This is a genomic window from Acetobacterium fimetarium (assembly GCF_014284475.1).
In the GTDB taxonomy this organism is placed as follows: Bacteria; Bacillota; Clostridia; order Eubacteriales; family Eubacteriaceae; genus Acetobacterium; species Acetobacterium fimetarium.
Map to the genome: position 1 here is coordinate 179,511 of NZ_WJBC01000005.1, position 19,679 is coordinate 199,189.

A 19,679-nucleotide genomic window follows, 5' to 3' on the forward strand; every position below is an offset into this window, starting at 1 on the left:
GGAGGAAATAAGATGATCAAGAAAGAAGCTACAGTTTTAAATGTTACCGGTTTGCATGCCCGACCGGCTTCCATGTTTGTGCAAACAGCTGGAAAATTCAAATCAAAGATTTTTGTCGTGAAAGATGGCAATTCAATCAATGCCAAAAGCATTATGGGAATTATGGCCGGCGGAATCGCCCAGGGAACGACGATCGAGATTCAGGCTGAAGGTGACGATGAGGCTGAAGCAGTGGATGCATTAGTGCAACTGATTAATGATAAATTTGGAGAATAGTTGCAGGTAAAGAAAAAATAAATAAAATGCTATTAATTAGAGGCTTTTTAGGGTAAAATGTACTCAATATCACAATGAAAAATGGAGGAATAAAAATGAGCAGTAACAAATTATATTTTGTTGGTGGACTTTTTCTAGGAACCATCATCGGTGGCACTCTGGGTGTATTATTAGCCCCTTCATCAGGCATGGAAACGCGTAAAAAATTAGCGGAAGGCTCAGAAGAAATGCTGGGGAATGCTTATGATCAAGCCGTAGAATATGGTGAAAACCTCAAAGAACAATTCCAGGATATGCAGGAACAGTTTACTGAACGTGTCAATGAATACAAAAACCAGATCGAAAATAAAATCCAGGAAATTCAGGATGAAGTTGAACAGGATATTGCGGATTTAAATGAAGAGCTGGAGGCGCTTGAAAAAGAAGAAAGCGAATCGACTGGCGGTGCTAAAGTGATCACAAAAGAAGACAGCGAACGGGATGCAAAAATTGAAGCGATCAAAAACGCGGCAGAGTAAGGATAAATAGGAAAACATAAATGATTACATTAAATTTCAGCTTGTGGGAATTGGCGATATTCTTAGTGGCAATTGCTTTTGTGGTCGCGAATATTTATTTAGTGAAGATGTTTAAAAGTATCGCAATGACCTTTGACATTACCACAAAACTAATGGAAGACAACCGTTTGGCGCTTCGCAGTATCATGGAAAATTCGGATGATATTACCAAGTCTTCAGCTCATATGGTTGAAACGGCTAGCGGTATGGTAGATGACGTTGAAGCATCGGTAAACATGATCAAACAGGACGTGATTGATCCGGTTGTAAAAGCGGCATCGGTACTCAAAAAAGGCTTAGGCATTTTTCAGAAAAAAAGTAAAAAAGATACAATATAGGCTGTGATTGACAATCTGGGCCCAATGATGGTAGTTGCCCTCATTGGGCCTAGTTTCAAATTAGATGCATAGGTGGCGCGAACGGATCACGAGAAAAGTGCATGCGTTTTCTTGTGAATTATTTAGGAATGGAGTTTTTTATGGATAAAAAAAACATAAAAGTAATGGAACAAGCAACCCTGATCAATTTAAAAGGTGAAGTTGACATTTACTCTATTGGAAAGTTCAGAGAATCGATTGAAGATAAAATTAGAACACAGGCATCTGAAATCATTTTAGACTGCACGGATCTATCCTACATGGACAGCACGGGGATGGGAGTTCTGATTGAATTGAGAAATAAAGCAAAAGACATGGGTCAGAAAATTATCATGATGAACCCGCGCCCCAATATCAAAAAACTGTTGAACATCACCGGCGTTGATAAAATCATTGATATCATTGAAAACCCGATAAACCAACAATAGGAGAAGGGGAATGAGAATGGATAGTATTAAACTGACACTGCCGACAAAACCAGAATATGTAAGCCTCGCACGTCTTACAATCGCGTCGGTAGCCAACAATATGGGCTTTTCTGTCGGTGATGTGGAAGATCTTAAAGTTGCGGTATCTGAAGCTTGCACAAATGCCTTGAATCACAGCTTGAATAAATCAGATACGACCTATGATTTGACCTATCTCGTTGAAAATGAAAAACTGGTCTTTATCGTGACCGATAAAGGTGTGGGTTTCGAGCCGGAAGCTGTGAATGAACCCGATCTGAACGGCAAACAAATCAGTGGTTTTGGTCTTTTTATCATCAAATCACTGATGGATAAAGTTGAAATAGTGAGTGAGAGGGGAGCAGGAACCTCCATTACCATGATTAAGAACCTATCGACAACTAATGAAATATGAACGTAAGATCAGCAAGGAAGACGTCAAGCAGTTATTTATTGAGTATGAACAAAGCAGAGATCGGGAACTACGGGATCTGCTAATTGAAAACTATCTCTACATCCCCAAGATACTTTCGCGAAAGTATGGACATAAAAGCGGTGATAATGAGGACATTTTTCAGGTCGCCTGCCTGGGCTTAATGTACGCTGTCGAACGTTTTGATGTCAGTCGGGGTTATGAATTCGATACCTTTGCGACACCGACAATTATCGGTGAAATCAAACGTTATTATCGTGATCGCGAGTGGTTGATAAGAATCCCGCGAAAGATCCAGGACCTGAATCGGGAGATTAATCAGACCCGGACGATGCTGGAGCATAAACTCATGCGTTCGCCGACGATTACAGAAATTGCCAACTATCTTGAGATACCGGAAGAGAACGTTATCAAGGCGATGGAGAGCAGCAATGCCTATTATCCGAAATCGCTTTCAATGGAGTATGAAAGCAACCAGGATGGTCAGGAAGTTAGCTTGATGGACATCCTGGGCAATACCGATAACAATATCGAAAACGTGGAAAATATCGATCTGCTGAAGAAAAAAATACAGTCTCTCAATCCTGTGGAGAGAATTATTGTAGAACAGCGCTTTTTTCAGGGCAAGACCCAAAAAGAAGTGGCTGAATACATCAATAAATCACAAATGACGGTATCCCGGATCGAAAAAAGAATCATGAAAAAGATCAAAGAAGATTTGTAAACAACTGTCATTGAAATAAAAGTACGAAAGGATGCAGTTTTATAAATTTCTGGTGGATTATTTCTCTGAAATATTATAAAATACCAGTATCTATAAAAAACCAATATAAATCATTGGCAAAAATAAGCGAGGGGGAAACAGCATGAAAACGTATCCAACAAGGAACATCCGTAACATTCTTATATTAGGTCACGGTGGGAGCGGTAAAACAACCTTGACTGAAGCATTGGCATTTAATGCCGGTGCCGTTGATCGTATCGGAAGAATTGACGAGGGAAATACCCTATCGGACTTTGATCCAGAAGAAAAGAGACGAAAGTTCTCAATTTCATCATCTATTATTCCTTTAGAATTTGGTGGACATAAGATCAATCTTATTGATGTGCCTGGTTATTTTGATTTTATTGGGGATGCGTACGCGGCCCTTCGCATAGCGGATGCCGTTGTGATCGTAATCGATGCGCTTTCGGGCGTCCAGGTTGGAACCGAAAAGGCGATTGAATTACTGGAAAAAGCGAATATACCGGCATTTATTGTTGTCAACAAGATGGACCGGGAAAATGCCGCCTTTGCCAAGGTGATGGACGAACTGAAAGAGACCTTTGGCAACAAAGTCGTGCCGTTTGAATTGCCGATGGGTGAGGCAGAACAAATGCGCGGCGTGATCAACATCATTGATATGACCGGTAGCGAAAGAAAAGAAAACCGTTGTTTTGATGTATCGGTTCCTGACGAGATGAAAGCGGAGCTTGAACCATACCGGGATATGATTATGGAATCGGTTGCTCAGACCAGTGAAGACCTGATGGAAAAATATTTCGAGGGCGAAGAGCTGACTCAGAATGAAATCCATACCGGCATTCGCCTGGGGATTGACAACGGTGAATTAATACCAGTGTTATGCACCTCAGCAACGTTGAATATCGGCGTCGAAACCCTTGAAAACATGATCATTGAATATCTTCCTTCGCCGGGCAAGGGAAAATTCGAAATCGGCAAAGATCCCCGGGATAAAAAAGAAATCGAAAGAAAATGCAGTAATAAAGAACCGTTTTCGGCATTGGTATTCAAGACCGTCGCGGATCCATTTGTGGGAAAACTGTCGGTTTTCAAAGTAATGTCCGGCGTTCTGGATCATTCCGTTGAAATATACAATTCAACACAGGAAATCAAGGAAAAGACCAACCACATCTATGTGCTCAGAGGCAACAAACAAATTGAAGTTGAAAAACTGGAATCCGGCGATATCGGAGCGTTTTCCAAATTAGGCAGTACGATTACCGGAGATACGCTGTGCAGCGTCAAAAACCCCATTGTTTACGATAAAATTGAATTTCCCAAGCCGATCATTTCAATGGCGATTGAACCAAAAACAAAGGCCGATATCGACAAACTGTCAACGGGTCTGCACCGCTTGGTTGAAGAAGATCCGACAATGACTTTTGGGCGTAACAACGAAACCAAACAAACCCTGATTTCAGGCCTAGGTGAAATGCATCTGGAAATCATTTCTCAGAAACTGAAACAGAAATTCGGGGTAGCGGTCAACCTGGTCGACATGAAAGTGCCGTACCGTGAAACCATTAAAAAGAAAGCGACAGCGGAAGGCAAGCATAAAAAGCAATCCGGTGGCAGCGGTCAGTTCGGACATGTATGGATTACCTTTGAACCCGGTGAATCGCAGAATGCACCCTTCGAATTTGTAGACAAAGTCGTCGGCGGAGCCGTTCCGAGAAACTTCATACCGGCTGTCGAAAAAGGCCTTGAAGGCTGCATGCAGGAAGGCGTCCTGGCGGGTTATCCGGTTACTGGCGTAAGAGCCACGCTTTACGATGGTTCCTATCATGCCGTCGACTCGGATGAAATGTCCTTCAAAATGGCTGCAACCCAGGCTTACCGAAAAGGCATGAAAGATGCGGCACCCGTTCTGCTTGAACCGATTTATCACATTGATATCGTCATCCCGGAAGAGTACATGGGTGACATTATGGGTGATTTAAACAAAAAACGCGGCCGCATTATGGGGATGGAACCGGCATCCGGCAACAAACAGCGAATTCTGGCCGAAGCACCATTGTCGGAAATGTTCAAGTATGCAACAGAACTGCGATCAATGACACAGGCCCGAGGTGAATTCTCGATGGAATTTGTACGTTACGAAGAAGCGCCAATTCCCACGGCCGAGAAAGTCATTGCCGACGCCCAAAAAGAAAAAGAACAGAAACAGTCGTAGGGATAGTGTAGACTGTAGACAAAGTGCTAACGTAGTACCGACAATTGTTACATCGTGTTGGCTGCATCAAGGCGGACATCTCGAAGAGTGTCCGATCTTGCAGCAGACAACTGATTAACAATTGGTCGGTACGGGGTTTGTTTAACAATCTTAAACAGAGGCATGATACGTGTCCGGGTTTGTCAAAAACCCGGACACTTTTTTATTCAGACTGAGGTTTTGCCATCCGATCAGGGACGATTATTAAGAACTGGAGAAATTTTTATTCAAAAAGCTTTGGATTATGTTATAATAATTCGATCAGGTTATGAAGGAGCTATGAATGGAATTATTAGAAGAAAAAATTAGAAAAGAAGGTCAGGTTAAAGGCGAGGGGATCCTGAAAGTTGATTCTTTTCTGAATCACCAGTTGGATGTGGCCTTATTTGAAGAAATGGGAAAAGCCTTTGCCAAACGCTTTGCCGGAGAGGGAGTCAATAAAATCCTGACGATTGAGTCATCAGGGATTGCCATTGCAACCAGTACAGCCAGATATTTTGACTATTGTCCGGTGGTTTTTGGAAAAAAATACGTTTCACTCAATCTGGATCAGGAGATTTATTCCAGTGATGTTTATTCCTATACCAAGCAGCAGGCCTATAAAATTATGGTTTCAAAAAAATATTTAGACAAAGATGATCGCATCCTGATCATCGATGATTTTCTCGCCAACGGGAAAGCCGTGGAAGCCTTGATTGACATGGTCAATCAGGCCGGAGCCACCTTGGTTGGCGTCGGCATTGCGATCGAAAAGGGCTTCCAGGATGGTGGTGCGTTGCTGCGGGAACAGGGAATCGCACTCGAATCTCTGGCCATTGTCGATGCGATGAGTGAAGAAGAAGGCGTCATATTTCGTGCCCAATCAGAAAAGAAGTGAATACATGGATAGAAATGGACCAATAGGCGTCATTGACTCAGGAATTGGTGGATTCACCGTTTTAAAAGAGCTGCAGGATCGTCTGCCGACAGAAAACTATCTTTATTTTGGCGATTCCATGCGCATGCCATACGGCGACCGGGAAAATGACGAAATTATTTATTTAGCCAATGCGATCATCAGCGATCTGGAAAACAGAGGCGTAAAAGCGGTGGTGCTGGCCTGCAATACCATTTCGTCTTTAATCTCGGAACTCACATCCAGGGTGCCACTGTTCAGCGTGATCGAAGCCGGTGTTCAGGAAACACTGAACTGGCGAAAAAGAGGGCTTGTTGGTCTGATTGCGACGAACGCGACGGTCAATAACAGCGGCTATGAACGGGAAATGGCGCTTTGGACAAACGAAGTGAAGTATATCGCTCAGGGAACCAGCACACTCGGAAAAGTCATCAACGAGGCGAATGGAAATTTGAAAGTATTAAAGAATAATATTCGGGAAGCCGTGGAACCCATTCTTCTGGAAGGAATAAAAAGGGATGTCGTCATCGAGGAGCTTTTGCTGGGATGCACTCATTTTCCCATCGTAGCAGGCACAATTCGGCAGATGTATCCGGAACTGATGCTGATCAATCCGGCCAACGGGCTGGTCCGGCAATTGAACAAGCATCTGGAGGAATTTGATTACTACAATACCGGTGCATCCTCTGAAATGGGAAGCACGAATATCCTGACAACGGCGGACTACGACATTTTTGAGCGAATGATATCAGAACTCGAGCTCAACTGCGATTCGCTGAAAATGACCGAGCTGACATTATCTTAATACGCATTTGCGAAACTACCGTAAGTTTCGCTGCCGGTTTGCGTTTTTAAAGTTTCATAATTACCTAAAACAAGGAGAATACAGAATAAATGGAAACACCAGCAAAAAAAATTGTGTACAGCGGCATCCAGCCGTCCGGAACCTTTACAATCGGAAATTATTTTGGCGCGATGAAAAATTGGGTAAAGCTCCAGGAAGACTACCAGAGCATTTTTTGCGTGGTCGATCTGCATGCCATCACGATGCCTCAAAACCCGGCAGATTTGCGCAGACGTACCTATGAATCGTTGGCGCTGCTGCTGGCTCTGGGCATTGATCCGGAAAAGTCGACGTTATATGTTCAGTCGATGGTGCCGGAACACGCGGAACTGACATGGATTCTGAACTGCTGTACCTACATGGGTGAACTCAGCAGAATGACGCAGTTCAAAGATAAATCTAAAAAACAGGGCGAAAATATCCGGGTTGGCCTTTTTGATTACCCGGTTTTAATGGCAGCGGACATCCTCCTTTATCAGACGGATCTCGTGCCGGTGGGCAATGATCAGCGCCAGCATGTCGAATTGGCAAGGGATATCGCAACCCGTTTTAATCAGCAGTATGGCGATGTCTTTAAAATTCCCGAGGCGTATTTTGGCGAATCCGGTGCCCGGATCATGAGCCTGCAGGATCCGACGAAAAAAATGTCCAAGTCTGACGAAAATGTGAATGGCTTCATCTCGTTACTGGATGACCCCAAAACCATCGTCAAGAAATTCAAACGTGCCATTACGGATTCCGATATGGCGGTCCGCCATGACCGTGAGGAAAAGCCGGGCGTATCCAACCTGATGGAAATCTACAACTGCGCCACCGGCCGCAGCCTTGCCGACATTGAAAAGGAATTCTCCGGCAAAGGCTATGGCGATTTCAAACTGGCGGTGGGCGAAGCGGTGGCGGAATCCCTGATTCCGGTCCAGACGGAATATCAGCGTCTGCTGAAGGAGAAAGACTACCTCAACAGCATTATGCACACCCATGCAGAAAAAGCATCGATGGCGGCATGGAAAACCCTGGCCAAGGTCAGAAAAAAAGTCGGCTTTGTAACAGTTTAGCACAACCTACCAGCTCTTCAAAAGAAGGCTGGTATTTTTTTAGAATCGCACAAGCAGCGTTTACAAAACGACCGTGAGCTTCGCTGCCGATTTGTGCGAACCAATTTTGTAAAGTGTGACGAACATTTTATTAAGCTGTGCAGCAGGTTGTGGGCAGACCCCGTACCGACCAATTGTTAATCTGTTGTATGCTGCAAGATCGGACAGGCTATCGCCATGTCCGCCATGATGCATACAACATGATGTAACAATTGTCGGTACTACGTTTGTTTTTCGCCTTCAGTCTGGTTTATTAATATGTCCGCCATACAATGCAGAAATTGAATTGCACAAACCGACATCAAAGCAATTTTTGTTTGTGCTTTAGGCATTCAGAAAGGAGCAAGCAGTGGGAATTACAATCATTACCGGCCGTCAGTCTCAGACATTGAGTCAAACGGTTTATCAGGAAATTGGAGCGGCGCTGGAAGCGGGAAAAGAGAAGCTGTATCTGATGGTTCCGGAACAGTTTACCCTGGGTGCGGAGGAAGCGCTGATAAAAGCCAACCAGCTCAACGGGCTTCTGAATGTGGAAGTGCTGAGTCCTAAGCGCCTTGGGGACCGGGTTTTGAAAGAAACCGGCGGACTGACCAAAACCTATATGGATGCCCACGGCAAAAATATGCTGCTGCAGAAAACGCTGGGCGAAATTCAGGAACAGCTTAATATCTACCGGAGCAGCGTTAAAAAACCGGGATTTCTTCAGAGTATCTCGGATTTAATCAGCGAATTAAAACAGAACGAGATATCACCGGAAAATCTGGCAGCCAGCATCAATCATTTTAATCAGGGACTGATCCCCCAGAAAATAGCCGATATTGCCAAAATATACGCTCATTTTCAGGAGCTGCTGGGTGATGACAGAAAGGACGAAGAGGATTTTCAGAGCTATGTCTGCGAAAAAATCCCATTGTCAGGATTCCTGAAAAATGCTGAGATCTGGCTGGACGGTTTCCAGAACTTCTCGGCACAGGACTACCATATGATCAGAAATCTGGTGGATACGGTGCAGGAATTCCATATTGCCATTCCCTGCGATACAAATGAAAACTCCCGCGATCTGGAGGTATTCCGCCTGACTCAGAATACCATCAATGCCATCAAGGATATTGGCGCCAGAGCAGCCGTCCCGTTCAAAATGGTGACGATCCCCAGCCGTGAATCAAAAAGCAGCGAACTTGATCATTTGGAGGCAAACCTGTTTGCCTACCCCAAAAAAGAGTATGACGATGCGGTTCGCGGCATCAGTCTGAGCCAATGTCAGAACACCTGGGAAGAAGTGGAACAGGGCGCCCAGAAAATTCTCGCGCTGATCCGGGAAGAGCACTTTGCCTTCCGGGATATTGTCGTGCTGGCCGGGGACATCGACGAATATGGCAGCATCATCAAGCGCGTGTTCGCACAATATAAAATCCCCTATTTCATGGACGATCTGCGGGCCATTGGTGACAATCACCTGGTCGAGGCAGTCGTTTCGGCATTGGAAGCGATTCAGAACAATTACCGGTTTGATGATCTCTTCGGATTTGTGAAAACCGGTTTTTCACCCATCAGCCTGTCAGAATGCGAGGATCTGGAAAACTATGTGCTGGAATTCGGCATCAGGGGCAGGCAGTGGGAAAATGAATTCACGAAGGTCAGCCAGAATGATGCGCTGGAACTGGAAAATCTCAACGAATTGCGTCTTCGCCTCATTGAACCCTTGGCGGTTTTGAGGCAAGCAATGAGGACCCAAAAAACCTGCGGCGATTACACCAGGGCCCTGTATGAATTCCTGCTGGCCGTCCGGACCCCTGAAAAAATTGATGCGCTGGTGGAAAAGCTTTCAGAAGCGGGCAATTACGAAGCCGCCGGAATCTATCATCAGATCTGGAATATCCTCATGGAGGTGTTCGACCAGATCGTCGAAACCATGGGCGATGACGAAGCGTCCGGCGACGACTACCTGCGTATTTTAAAAAGCGGATTTCAGGGATACCGGCTGGGGATCATTCCGCCCTACCGCGATTATGTCAGCATCACCGACCTGAGAAGGAGCCGCAGCAGCGCCTTTGAGGTACTGATCGTTTTCGGACTCAACGAAGGAAAGCTGCCGGGTACCGGAACCGAGCCCAATCTGTTTTCCGATGTGGAGCGACAGATCCTCGGCAATTATCAGATCAAACTCCAGAACAATCGCAGCTTTCAGATGGATCAGGAGCGGTTTCTGGTCTACGATCTGCTGAGCAAGCCGCAATCCCGCCTGTGCCTGTTCTGGGCTCAGTCCGATATGGAGGGAAACAGCCAGCAGCCCAGCATCTTGCTGAGTCAGATCCTGGGCGTTTTCCCCAGAATGGAAATCGTCTCCACTCTTTCATCGGGAAGCCAAAGCTTCTGGAATGAACTGAGCACGCCGGAAGGAACTCTCTGGCATCTGGTCAGTTACGCCAGGAATAAAAAAGCGCAGCCGCCAATGGCAAAAACGAAAGCAGACCTGCTCTGGGAAACAGTCAAACAGTGGTATCAAGCCAATCCGGCCTACGAGAAGGAATACCGGGCTTTGACCGCAGCCCTGAATTATGCCGGCGTCTCACCGGCAATGACATCCGGTGAGGCGGCCAGACTTTACGGCAAAAACCTGCGTACCAGTATCAGTCGCCTGGAAAGCCACCGCCAATGTCCGTTTTCCCATTATGTCAAGTATGGCTTAAAGCCGGAAAGCCGGCCGATCTATACGATTCAGGCGCCCGAAATCGGAAATCTGCTTCATGATCTGATCGACGGATTTTTCAAAAAAGCCCAGACCGACAAGCTGAATCTGAGAACCCTTCCCAAAGCCGAGCGCGATACCATCGTTGAAGAGGTGATGACCACGTGTCTGCCGCAAATCAAAACGAACGTCTTCAACAGCACAGGACAGAATCAGTATCTGGGCCGAAAACTGGAACGGGTGGGGAAAAAATCCCTTGATATTCTGATTGAACAGTTGAATGCCGGAGATTTTGAACCCCAGGCGACCGAATTCAGTTTCGAGCAGGAAATCGCGTTACCGGATGAAAAACTGGGAAATGTGAAAATCTACGGGAAAATAGACCGGCTGGATCTCTACGAAAAGGATGGCAACACCTGGGTCAAAGTCATCGACTATAAAACCGGAAACAAACAACTCAGCTATGATGATATCTACTACGGCTTGTCCCTGCAGCTGCTGGTGTATCTGGACGGTGCCATGACGGTCATCAGTTCAGAAGCGCTGCAGCCGGGAGGAACCTTCTACTTCTATGTGGATGATCCCATCCCGCGGGTCAATTTTGAAGAAGAAATACAGGCGGCCATCAACCAGAATTTCAAGCTCAATGGACTGCTGCTGGATGATGATGACGTCATCCGGGCAATGGACAACAACCGCAACAAAAGCACATCCGCGATTCTGCCGGTATACGGTTCGGAATCCAAACTCAGCCGGCCGGAGTTTGATGCCATCATCAGCTATGTCAGAAAAACGGTGGTTCGTCAGATCAGACGGATTTATGAAGGGGACATCCGGATCAAACCCTATCGGAAAGGTCTCTCCCATGCCTGTCAGTATTGCGAATACAAAGGCATCTGTCAGTTTGACGATGACATTATCCAGGGCGGCTACGAGGTGCTCAAAAAGACGATGAAGAAAGATGTATTTTTTCAACTGATTCAGGAGGGACAAACAAATGAAGTGGACAAGTGACCAAAAAAAAGCGATCGAAAACCGTCAGACCAACATGCTGGTTTCAGCGGCGGCGGGATCGGGAAAAACAGCCCTTCTGATCGAGCGGATTATCCGTATTATTCTGGAAGAAAAGGTCGGCGTGGATGAACTGCTGATTCTGACCTTCACCAGAGGCGCGGCCGGGGAAATGAAAAACCGCTTAAGTCTGGCGTTGACCAAAGAACTGGATAATCCGTCAAACGACCGCAGCTTTTTAATGAAGCAGATGAATATTCTGGGTGGAGCTTCCATCTCAACGCTTCACTCCTTCTGCCTCTCTGTTTTAAGGCAATATTTTCATAAAGGCGACATCGATCCGGGCTTTGCCATCGGCAATGAAACAGAAATCGCCCTGATGCTCAAAGAAACGCTGGAAGAAGTATTTGAAGCGGAGTACCTGCTGGCAAAAAACGCCGCGGCTTCAAAAGAACCCGACGCGATTGACTTTCTCGACCTCGTGGAAAAATACAGCAGCAATAAAAATGATCAGGCGCTCAAAGATACCGTTGAAGGGCTCTACCGGTTTCTGGTGACTCAGCCGAACGAAAAAGCCTGGTGTGATGCGGCGCTTGCCCGTTTCGAATGCGATCAGGACAGCATCCGGCATTCGATCTGGGGACAGTCGCTTGAGCAGATCATTCAGACAGAGCTGCAAGGCGCCGGGGATTCTGCCCGAAAAGCCGTTGCAGCTAGTAACGTTCCGGGTTTTGAAAAAACCAACGAACAGATGAGGCGAGAATATCAAACCGTCAAAGATCTGGAAATGCTGATGGCAGAGGATCTGGAAAAAGGTTTGCAGGCATTAAAAATGGTCAAATACGAACGTTTTGCCGGAAATTCAAAACAGGATGCCGATCTCAATGAATGCATCAAGAAATACCGCGAAGCCGCCAAAAAGAACATCGTCGATCTGAAGAAGCGGTTTGCCATCAGTCTGGATGAAATGGTCAGAGAGCTGAAGGGTCTTAAAAAGCCGATGTCCGATCTGGTCAAGCTGACCGAAAAATTCCGGACCGCGTTTCAGCAGAAAAAGGCGAAAAAAAATCTGGTCGACTACAATGATCTCGAACAGTTGACGCTCAAAGTTCTGTCGGACCCGGAAGTGGCACAAGAAGTAAAGGAAAGATACCAATATGTGTTCATCGATGAATACCAGGACACCAATGAGATGCAGGAAACCATCCTGCAGCGCATCGTCAGGGATAATAACTACTTTATGGTCGGCGATGTCAAACAGAGCATCTACCGGTTCCGCCTGGCAGATCCGACGATTTTTATCAGCAAGTATGAAAGCTTCGATATCGATCCCGCGGCCGCGAACAGTCTGGTGACCCTCAACCAGAATTTCCGCAGTGCCCAAGGGGTGATCAACGGCATCAATTCGATCTTCGGCCGGATCATGACGCCGGGACTGGGAGAAATCGATTATGATGAACAGGCAAGGCTGAACAAAGGCCTGCCTCATGAAGGCCCCTACGAAAAAACCGAAATCCATCTGATTGAAGCAAAGGCTCAGTCAAACGGAGCTGACGAATATGATGAAGAAAACCAGGACGACCAGACAGCGGTGGAAATTGAAGCGCGATTCGTGGCTCAGAAAATACAATCGCTGGTGGGAACAAACATTTTCGATACCCGGCAGAACCGGGAACGGCCCATCAGCTATGGCGATTTCGGCGTGCTGATGCGCAGCGTGGCCGGAAGAGGTGATGTCTATCTGAAGGTTTTTGGCGAACTGGGAATCCCGACCTATTTTGATGGTGGCACCAATTACTATGAATCGCTGGAAATCACCATGATTCTGAATCTTCTGAATCTGATGGATAACCAGCATCAGGATTTACCGCTGCTGAGTATGATGACGTCGCCCATCGGCAGCTTCACAACGACGGAATGCACAACGCTGCGGATTAAACATCCGCATGGCTTTTTCTACCAGGCGGTCGCGTGCTATCGGGCGGAAGAAAACGACGCGCTGGCCGAAAAACTGAATGTTTTTTATGATCAGCTGAGCCGCTGGCGCGATGAATCAAAACTGATGCCGGTGGAGGATTTTCTCTGGAAAATCTATCTGGAGTCCGGCTATTACGCTTTTGCCGGAGCCCTGCCGGGGGGAGAACAGCGCCAGAGCAATCTGAGAATCCTGCTGAAGCGGGCCGGAGACTACAAAAAGTCAACCCTTAAAGGGCTTTACCAGTTTATCCGTTTTGTCGAAAACATGAAAAAACACAGTCAGGATATCTCGCCGCCGGTCATCAATAATCATGAATCGGTAGTGCGGCTGATGACCATTCACAAGAGCAAAGGACTTGAATTTCCGATTGTTTTTTTGAGCGGCACCGGGAAGGGTTTCAACAAGCAAAGCAACAACAACCAGATTCTCCTGCACAAGGATTTGGGCATCTGTCCGGACTACGTGAATCTGGAAAAGCGTTTTAAGCACAATTCGCTGGCCAAAGAGGTCTGCAAAGCCCAAAGCAATATGGAGATGCTTTCCGAGGAAATGCGGCTGCTCTATGTCGGGATGACCAGGGCGGAAGAACGGCTCTACGTGGTCGGCACGGTGAAGAATCCGGAAAAATCATTTCAGAAATGGCAGGAAGAGCCGGATGAATATCATCTACTCAAGGCCTCGAGTCTGCTGGACTGGGTCATGCTGGGAATCATCGGCGAAAAAGGGGTTGCCGCGATACCAGAAATTCTTGAGCTTGAAGATTTCATGATTTATCGCCATAACGCAGCAACAGAAACCGGTAAGTTGGCGAACGAAGAAACCGTTGCGGCGAGCGAATCCAACGAAACGGTCAACGAGGCGGTGCTGCCGGGCGAACCGTCGGAAATAGCAGTCAGTTCAGAAGAACGCGAACGCATTACCAGCCGGTTGAATTACCGCTATCCGGAGAAAACGGACAATGCCCTCCCCAGCAAAATGAGCGTCACTGAAATAAAAAATGTTCAAAAAGTTAAACAGGATGAAAAGTTGGTAATAAAGACTAGTATCCCCAAGCGCAGCGAGGGACCGAAATTTCTGGCGAAAAAGCAGGACGAGTTCTCACCGGCACAGCGCGGAACCGCCCTTCATCTGCTGATGGAAGTGCTTGATCTGGCGCCGATCCAAAAACAGATCCGGAGTCATGGTCAAAATGGCCTGGATGTTTTTATGCAGAAATATCTCGGGCAAGAAATCGAACGCCTGATTCAAAAGGAATTCTTGCCGGAAAAACTGGCCCATGCCATCAATCTTTCCAGGGTCACCGATTTTTACGCATCGCCAGCTGGCGTCCGGCTGCTGTCAGCCGAAAAAATCAGACGGGAAATTCCCTTCAACTACGGTTACGATCCTGGAAAAGTCAGAGCAGAGTGGCTTGGAATCGAAGAAAAAATCACCGTCCAGGGGATTATCGACTGCGCCTTTATTGAAGACAATCAGTGGGTGATCGTTGACTACAAAACGGATTTCTACCAGGATGCAAAGCAGCGTGACGAACTGTTAAATGGATACGGGATCCAGATAAACCTCTATGCAGAAGCGCTCACCGCGCTCACCGGCATGCCGGTAAAAGAAAAAATCATCGCCTTCATCACGATGAAGGAAAACATCAGCTGCTGATTATTCAGGTTGTCGGTGAGACCCGTACCGACCAATTGTTAATCAGTTGGTTGCTGCGCCACACGAAATCCGCTATGCTACTTTCGTGTAGGTCGCGAGCAGTCGCCAACTACAAGCAAGCTTGTGATTGGCTCGTTGCTTTCGCGAAAATCGGACACTCTTCGAGATGTTCGCTCTGAGGCAACCAACACGATGTAACAATTGTCGGTACTACGTTAGTATGTTGTCTACAGTCTCATTTATCAACTTCTGGCATTCCGTTGATGTTTTCTTAAACAAACCATGATAAAATAAAAATAAAAGTAAAAGTAAAAATAAAAATATGAATTAGGAAATGAAAATGAAAGCACTGCAAAAAGATACCGTTAGAGAAATAAAAAAATCCCGGAATCGGTTTTTATCAATTGTGGCCATTATTGCCCTGGGCATCTGTTTTTTTGTTGGAATCAAGTCGACCGGGCCAAGCATGAAATACACCGCCGACCAGTATTTCAGGAGCCAGCATCTGATGGACATCCGGCTCGTTTCGAGCTATGGTTTTCAGGAATCCGACGTGGCCGCCATTAAAAACACCGCGGGGGTGGACACGGTGATGCCAAGCTACTCAGCGGATGCCATCATCGAGCGGGGCGACAAACGGCCGGTCATCAAACTCATGGCACTGCAGGATAACCAGGCGCTCAATTTACCGCTGCTGATTGCAGGCCGGATGCCGGAAAATGAAGGGGAAATCCTTCTGGAACAACCTGAAACCGCCGAAAACGCCATGGTTGCCAGCTATACCTATCAATTGGGGCAAACCATTCAGCTTTCGTCTGAAGCGGGTGACGATCCGTTGTCAGATTCCGTGAAAAGAGACAGTTTCACGATTGTCGGATTCGTCCGATCGCCGCAGTACATATCCATCGAAAGAGGGAGTACCACAATCGGCAGCGGTGAGATCAGTTATTATGGGTTTATTCCCGCGGCTAACTTCGCCTCTGAACGTTTTACAGAAGTCTATGTTTTATCCACCGCTGCAGCAAGCGGCGTATCCGGATTTTCAACAGCATACAACGAGGCCATTACGGCACTTCAGAGTAAATTTGAAACCCTGGGCGTTTTGCAGCTGGAAATCAATCACGCGGACATCATGGCAAAAGCCGAGGAAGAACTGGAAAAGGGCAGAAATAAATATAACGATGGGGTAACCCAGTTTCAGGAAGGCATCGCTGCAGGAGAAGCCAGTCTGGCGGATGCCAGAAATCAATTGCTGTCCGGGGAAGCATCGTTAAGTCAGGGCTGGGACGAATACAATACAAAAATTGCAGATACCGAAGCCCAGCTGGCCGACGCCCAGAATCAGATTGATCAGGGACAAGCTGATCTTGCCCAGGGCGCGGTCACCCTGCAGCAGCAGCTCGAAGCCGGCGAAGCCAAACTGGAAGCGGGACGTCAGGGAATTGGGCAGTTGCAGGATGCCATTGCCCAGATGGAAGCCCAGGACCCATCCGGACAGTTGCCGGAACTGGCGGCCCAGCTTGCCGATATCCAGGCCCAGATCGACCAGGGCGAAGCCGGTCTCACATCGTTAGAAAGTGCCAGATCGGCAGTGGCAGCACAGATAGCCAGTCTCGATCCGACGGCACCGGACTACGCAGCGCAGTTGGCAGCCCTGCAGGCCCAGCTTTCAGAGGTTGACACTCAGATCGGTACGGTTAAACAGGGACTGACAGAAGCTGTTGCGGCCGCAGCACAAGTGCAGGAAGCCATCGATGCGATTGATCAATTCCAGGCGACGCTTTCAGGACTCAGAGATCAGTTGAACCAGGCTCAGTCGGATCTGGCATCAGGGGAAGCCGCCCTGGCACAGGCAAAAAACGATGGCTACAATCAACTCAATGCCGGGCGCACGCAGCTGGCCGACAGCAAGGTTCAGCTGGCCGACGGTATTGCGGCTTTTGAAGCCGGACAGCAGGAAGGGCTGAACACGCTGGCTTCATCGCGAACCCAACTGGATGATGGATGGGCTTCATTAAGCGAAGGTGAGGCCGAGCTGGCAGAGAAAAGAGCAGCCGGCGAAGCCGAACTTGCCAATGCCGCCCATGAACTGGCGAAAGCAGAAGCGGATGTCGGAAATCTTGAAATGGGAAAATGGTATCTCTTCAATCGGGATGACAATCCGGGCTATACCAGCTATGGAGAAGATGCCCAGCGAATCGATAACATGGCCGGGGTATTCCCGCTGATTTTTCTGCTGGTGGCGGCACTGGTATCCTTCACCACCATGACGCGGATGGTCGAAGAGCAGCGGACCCAGATTGGAACCTTAAAAGCACTGGGATACCGGCATCGTCAGATTGCGTCAAAATTTGTCGTTTATGCCCTGCTGGCGGCCGTAGCCGGTTCGCTAATCGGTTTGGCCGTCGGCCTTAATACCCTGCCCTATTTAATCGCCGGCGCGTATGGAATGCTCTATGAGGTGCCAAGTCTTGTTATTTCCCCGCCGTGGATACCGATTATCATCAGCTGCCTGGTCGCCGTTTTATGCACGGTATCAGCGGCATCGATCGTCAGTCATATTGAACTCAAAGAGCAACCCTCAGAACTGATGCGGCCGAAAGCGCCTAAAATCGGGAAACGGATTTTCCTCGAAAGAATTCCGCTGATCTGGAAGCGCCTGGGCTTTATTGAAAAGGTCACAGCCAGAAATCTGATGCGCTATAAAGGACGCTTTTTCATGACCGTTATCGGCATTGCCGGCTGCACAGCCCTGATACTGGCCGGCTTTGGTCTGAATGATGCGATTTTTTTCATGATTCCGCAGCAGTTTGATAATATCTCGGTTTATGACGGTTACATCGCCTTAAAAAATGAAGAAACGCTGGCAGATAAAGCGAATTTCAAGGAAATACTTAATAATGAAAGCCGTTTCAGTGAGAATATGCTGGTTCACCAATCCAAAATGAATATCGAAAAAGTCGGCGACGGCGTTGAAAAGTCAGCCTATCTGTTTGTGCCGGAAACAGCAGAAGCCATCAAGGATTTTGTTCATCTTCAGGACCGCAAATCAGGAGCAGCGATTGATTTAAAAGCGGCGGGAGCCGTCATCTCAGAAAAGGTCGCCAGTGATTTGGGGGTATCGGTGGGCGATAAAGTCCGGGTTTTCAATGATGATGAAAGTCATGAGGTAGTCATCGGCGATATCACCGAAAATTATCTGGAAAATTATCTTTATCTATCCCCGGAAGTCTATCAAGCCGCGTTTAATAAGCCACTTGAAGTCAATATCGCATACGTCAATATTCCCGACACATCCACCGAGCTTGAAAATGCCATCGCGAACGACTGGCTGCAAAAAGACGGGGTGGCGGCGATGAACTTTACCGGCAATATTGTGGAATCGTCAAATAACAGCATGAGCAGTCTGAGCATCGTGGTGGTGGTGATGATTCTTTCAGCCGGGGCATTGGCGGCGGTGGTGCTCTACAACCTGACCAACATCAACATTTCAGAACGGGTCCGGGAAATTGCCACCATCCGGGTCCTGGGATTTTATGACATGGAAGTGTATACCTATATTTTCCGTGAGAATATCGTGCTTTCATGCATCGGGATTTTCGCGGGGCTGTTTCTGGGCGTCCTGCTGAACGGCTTTATCATCAACACCGTGGAAACTGATATCGCCATGTTTGGACGCGTGATTCATTGGACCAGTTTTCTGTTTTCGATTCTGTTCACCCTGGCATTTACCTTTATCGTCAATCTGATTATGATGCCAATGGTCAAACGCATCAGTATGGTGGAATCCCTGAAATCAATCGAGTAAATCATGAACCGGACAAAGTCGGTACTGCGTCTGGCTTTTGTCTGCAGTCCGGGAGGTGGAAAACTTAGTTTTCCATCTCTTTTTTTGGTTGCGGCCGGCTTGCCAATATTTATAAAAAAATCTTGTATTTAAGCGATTCAGTGGGTATAATAAAAAAAGAGACAATCTTTACAAATAATATACAAATAATACATAAATAAAACATTGAGATAAAATACAATTGCTGAAGTCTAAGTTGAAACAGAAGTTGCTTTACTGTTGTTTCTCTTGATAATTTTCTAGATTGAACAGCGGACAATTTAATAAACTAGACAGAAATCAAAGTACAAATGTAGTACCGACAATTGTTACATCATGTTGTACCCTAAGGGGCAGGCTCTATGCATCATGGCGGACATCTCGAAGAGTGTCCGATCTTGCAGCATACAACAGATTAACAATTGGTCGGTACGGTGGGTGCAACAACCTGCTGAAAATAGGATAAATGTAGGAAGAAAGCTTCCTGTATAATTTAAATAGGTCAAGGGATTGACAATAAAAAATACCTCAAGTAAATTTAGATTATTACTGACCAGCCAGTTGGTAAAAATCCAAAGAATACAAGAGGTATCTAAAATGA

14 protein-coding genes are annotated in these 19,679 nt (G+C 46.8%); 13 read left to right on the forward strand and 1 reads right to left on the reverse strand.

Annotated elements, in window-relative coordinates:
- Nucleotides 1-12: 12 nt before the first annotated feature.
- The 13 genes from GH808_RS05580 (at nucleotide 13) to GH808_RS05640 (ending at nucleotide 19,060) form a co-directional block, all read left to right on the forward strand.
- Nucleotides 13-276 (forward strand): HPr family phosphocarrier protein, encoded by a 264-nt coding sequence (locus tag GH808_RS05580; protein WP_186841792.1) that lies wholly within the window; start codon nucleotides 13-15, stop codon nucleotides 274-276.
- Nucleotides 277-371: 95 nt separating this feature from the next.
- Nucleotides 372-794 (forward strand): YtxH domain-containing protein, encoded by a 423-nt coding sequence (locus GH808_RS05585; protein ID WP_186841793.1) that lies wholly within the window; start codon nucleotides 372-374, stop codon nucleotides 792-794.
- 20 nt (nucleotides 795-814) lie between these two features.
- Nucleotides 815-1,171, forward strand: coding sequence for a DUF948 domain-containing protein (locus tag GH808_RS05590; RefSeq protein WP_186841794.1), 357 nt, complete (start codon nucleotides 815-817; stop codon nucleotides 1,169-1,171).
- A 140-nt stretch (nucleotides 1,172-1,311) separates the two neighbouring features.
- A complete protein-coding gene (locus GH808_RS05595) occupies nucleotides 1,312-1,638 on the forward strand; it encodes an STAS domain-containing protein (RefSeq protein ID WP_186841795.1) in 327 nt (108 codons plus the stop codon).
- 10 nt (nucleotides 1,639-1,648) lie between these two features.
- The gene (locus tag GH808_RS05600) at nucleotides 1,649-2,071 is read left to right on the forward strand and encodes an ATP-binding protein (RefSeq protein WP_243166116.1); all 423 of its coding nucleotides are present in this window, start codon (nucleotides 1,649-1,651) and stop codon (nucleotides 2,069-2,071) included.
- Complete coding sequence (locus GH808_RS05605) at nucleotides 2,061-2,813, forward strand: SigB/SigF/SigG family RNA polymerase sigma factor (protein ID WP_186841796.1); 753 nt, start codon at nucleotides 2,061-2,063, stop codon at nucleotides 2,811-2,813. The genes GH808_RS05600 and GH808_RS05605 overlap by 11 nt, the downstream gene beginning before the upstream one ends.
- 142 nt (nucleotides 2,814-2,955) lie before the next feature.
- Nucleotides 2,956-5,046 carry an elongation factor G gene (gene fusA, locus GH808_RS05610; RefSeq protein ID WP_186841797.1) on the forward strand — a complete coding sequence of 697 codons (2,091 nt, stop codon included), beginning with the start codon at nucleotides 2,956-2,958 and terminating at the stop codon, nucleotides 5,044-5,046.
- A 322-nt stretch (nucleotides 5,047-5,368) separates the two neighbouring features.
- Entirely contained in the window at nucleotides 5,369-5,962 is a 594-nt protein-coding gene (locus GH808_RS05615; protein ID WP_186841798.1) for a xanthine phosphoribosyltransferase, read from the forward strand.
- A 4-nt stretch (nucleotides 5,963-5,966) separates the two neighbouring features.
- Nucleotides 5,967-6,785: a glutamate racemase gene (gene murI, locus GH808_RS05620; protein ID WP_207722263.1), complete on the forward strand. Its 819-nt coding sequence runs from the start codon at nucleotides 5,967-5,969 to the stop codon at nucleotides 6,783-6,785.
- A gap of 89 nt (nucleotides 6,786-6,874) precedes the next feature.
- The gene (trpS, locus tag GH808_RS05625; protein WP_186841800.1) at nucleotides 6,875-7,879 is read left to right on the forward strand and encodes a tryptophan--tRNA ligase; all 1,005 of its coding nucleotides are present in this window, start codon (nucleotides 6,875-6,877) and stop codon (nucleotides 7,877-7,879) included.
- A gap of 388 nt (nucleotides 7,880-8,267) precedes the next feature.
- Entirely contained in the window at nucleotides 8,268-11,621 is a 3,354-nt protein-coding gene (locus GH808_RS05630; RefSeq protein WP_186841801.1) for a PD-(D/E)XK nuclease family protein, read from the forward strand.
- Nucleotides 11,605-15,252, forward strand: a complete 3,648-nt coding sequence (addA, locus tag GH808_RS05635; RefSeq protein WP_186841802.1) for a helicase-exonuclease AddAB subunit AddA — start codon at nucleotides 11,605-11,607, stop codon at nucleotides 15,250-15,252. The genes GH808_RS05630 and addA overlap by 17 nt, the downstream gene beginning before the upstream one ends.
- Before the next feature lie 340 nt (nucleotides 15,253-15,592).
- A complete protein-coding gene (locus tag GH808_RS05640) occupies nucleotides 15,593-19,060 on the forward strand; it encodes an ABC transporter permease (protein WP_186841803.1) in 3,468 nt (1,155 codons plus the stop codon).
- A gap of 347 nt (nucleotides 19,061-19,407) precedes the next feature.
- On the opposite strand, the gene GH808_RS15185 is transcribed toward GH808_RS05640, so the two are convergent.
- Nucleotides 19,408-19,679 (reverse strand): hypothetical protein (locus GH808_RS15185; RefSeq protein ID WP_207722264.1); only part of this gene is annotated, 272 nt, incomplete at its 5' end.

Coding starts and splice junctions, on each gene's coding strand:
- GH808_RS05580 (WP_186841792.1), top strand. CDS start 13: ATGATCAAGAAAGAAGCTACAGTTTTAAATGTTACCGGTTTGCATGCC.
- GH808_RS05585 (WP_186841793.1), top strand. CDS start 372: ATGAGCAGTAACAAATTATATTTTGTTGGTGGACTTTTTCTAGGAACC.
- GH808_RS05590 (WP_186841794.1), top strand. CDS start 815: ATGATTACATTAAATTTCAGCTTGTGGGAATTGGCGATATTCTTAGTG.
- GH808_RS05595 (WP_186841795.1), top strand. CDS start 1,312: ATGGATAAAAAAAACATAAAAGTAATGGAACAAGCAACCCTGATCAAT.
- GH808_RS05600 (WP_243166116.1), top strand. CDS start 1,649: ATGAGAATGGATAGTATTAAACTGACACTGCCGACAAAACCAGAATAT.
- GH808_RS05605 (WP_186841796.1), top strand. CDS start 2,061: ATGAAATATGAACGTAAGATCAGCAAGGAAGACGTCAAGCAGTTATTT.
- fusA (WP_186841797.1), top strand. CDS start 2,956: ATGAAAACGTATCCAACAAGGAACATCCGTAACATTCTTATATTAGGT.
- GH808_RS05615 (WP_186841798.1), top strand. CDS start 5,369: ATGGAATTATTAGAAGAAAAAATTAGAAAAGAAGGTCAGGTTAAAGGC.
- murI (WP_207722263.1), top strand. CDS start 5,967: ATGGATAGAAATGGACCAATAGGCGTCATTGACTCAGGAATTGGTGGA.
- trpS (WP_186841800.1), top strand. CDS start 6,875: ATGGAAACACCAGCAAAAAAAATTGTGTACAGCGGCATCCAGCCGTCC.
- addA (WP_186841802.1), top strand. CDS start 11,605: ATGAAGTGGACAAGTGACCAAAAAAAAGCGATCGAAAACCGTCAGACC.
- GH808_RS05640 (WP_186841803.1), top strand. CDS start 15,593: ATGAAAGCACTGCAAAAAGATACCGTTAGAGAAATAAAAAAATCCCGG.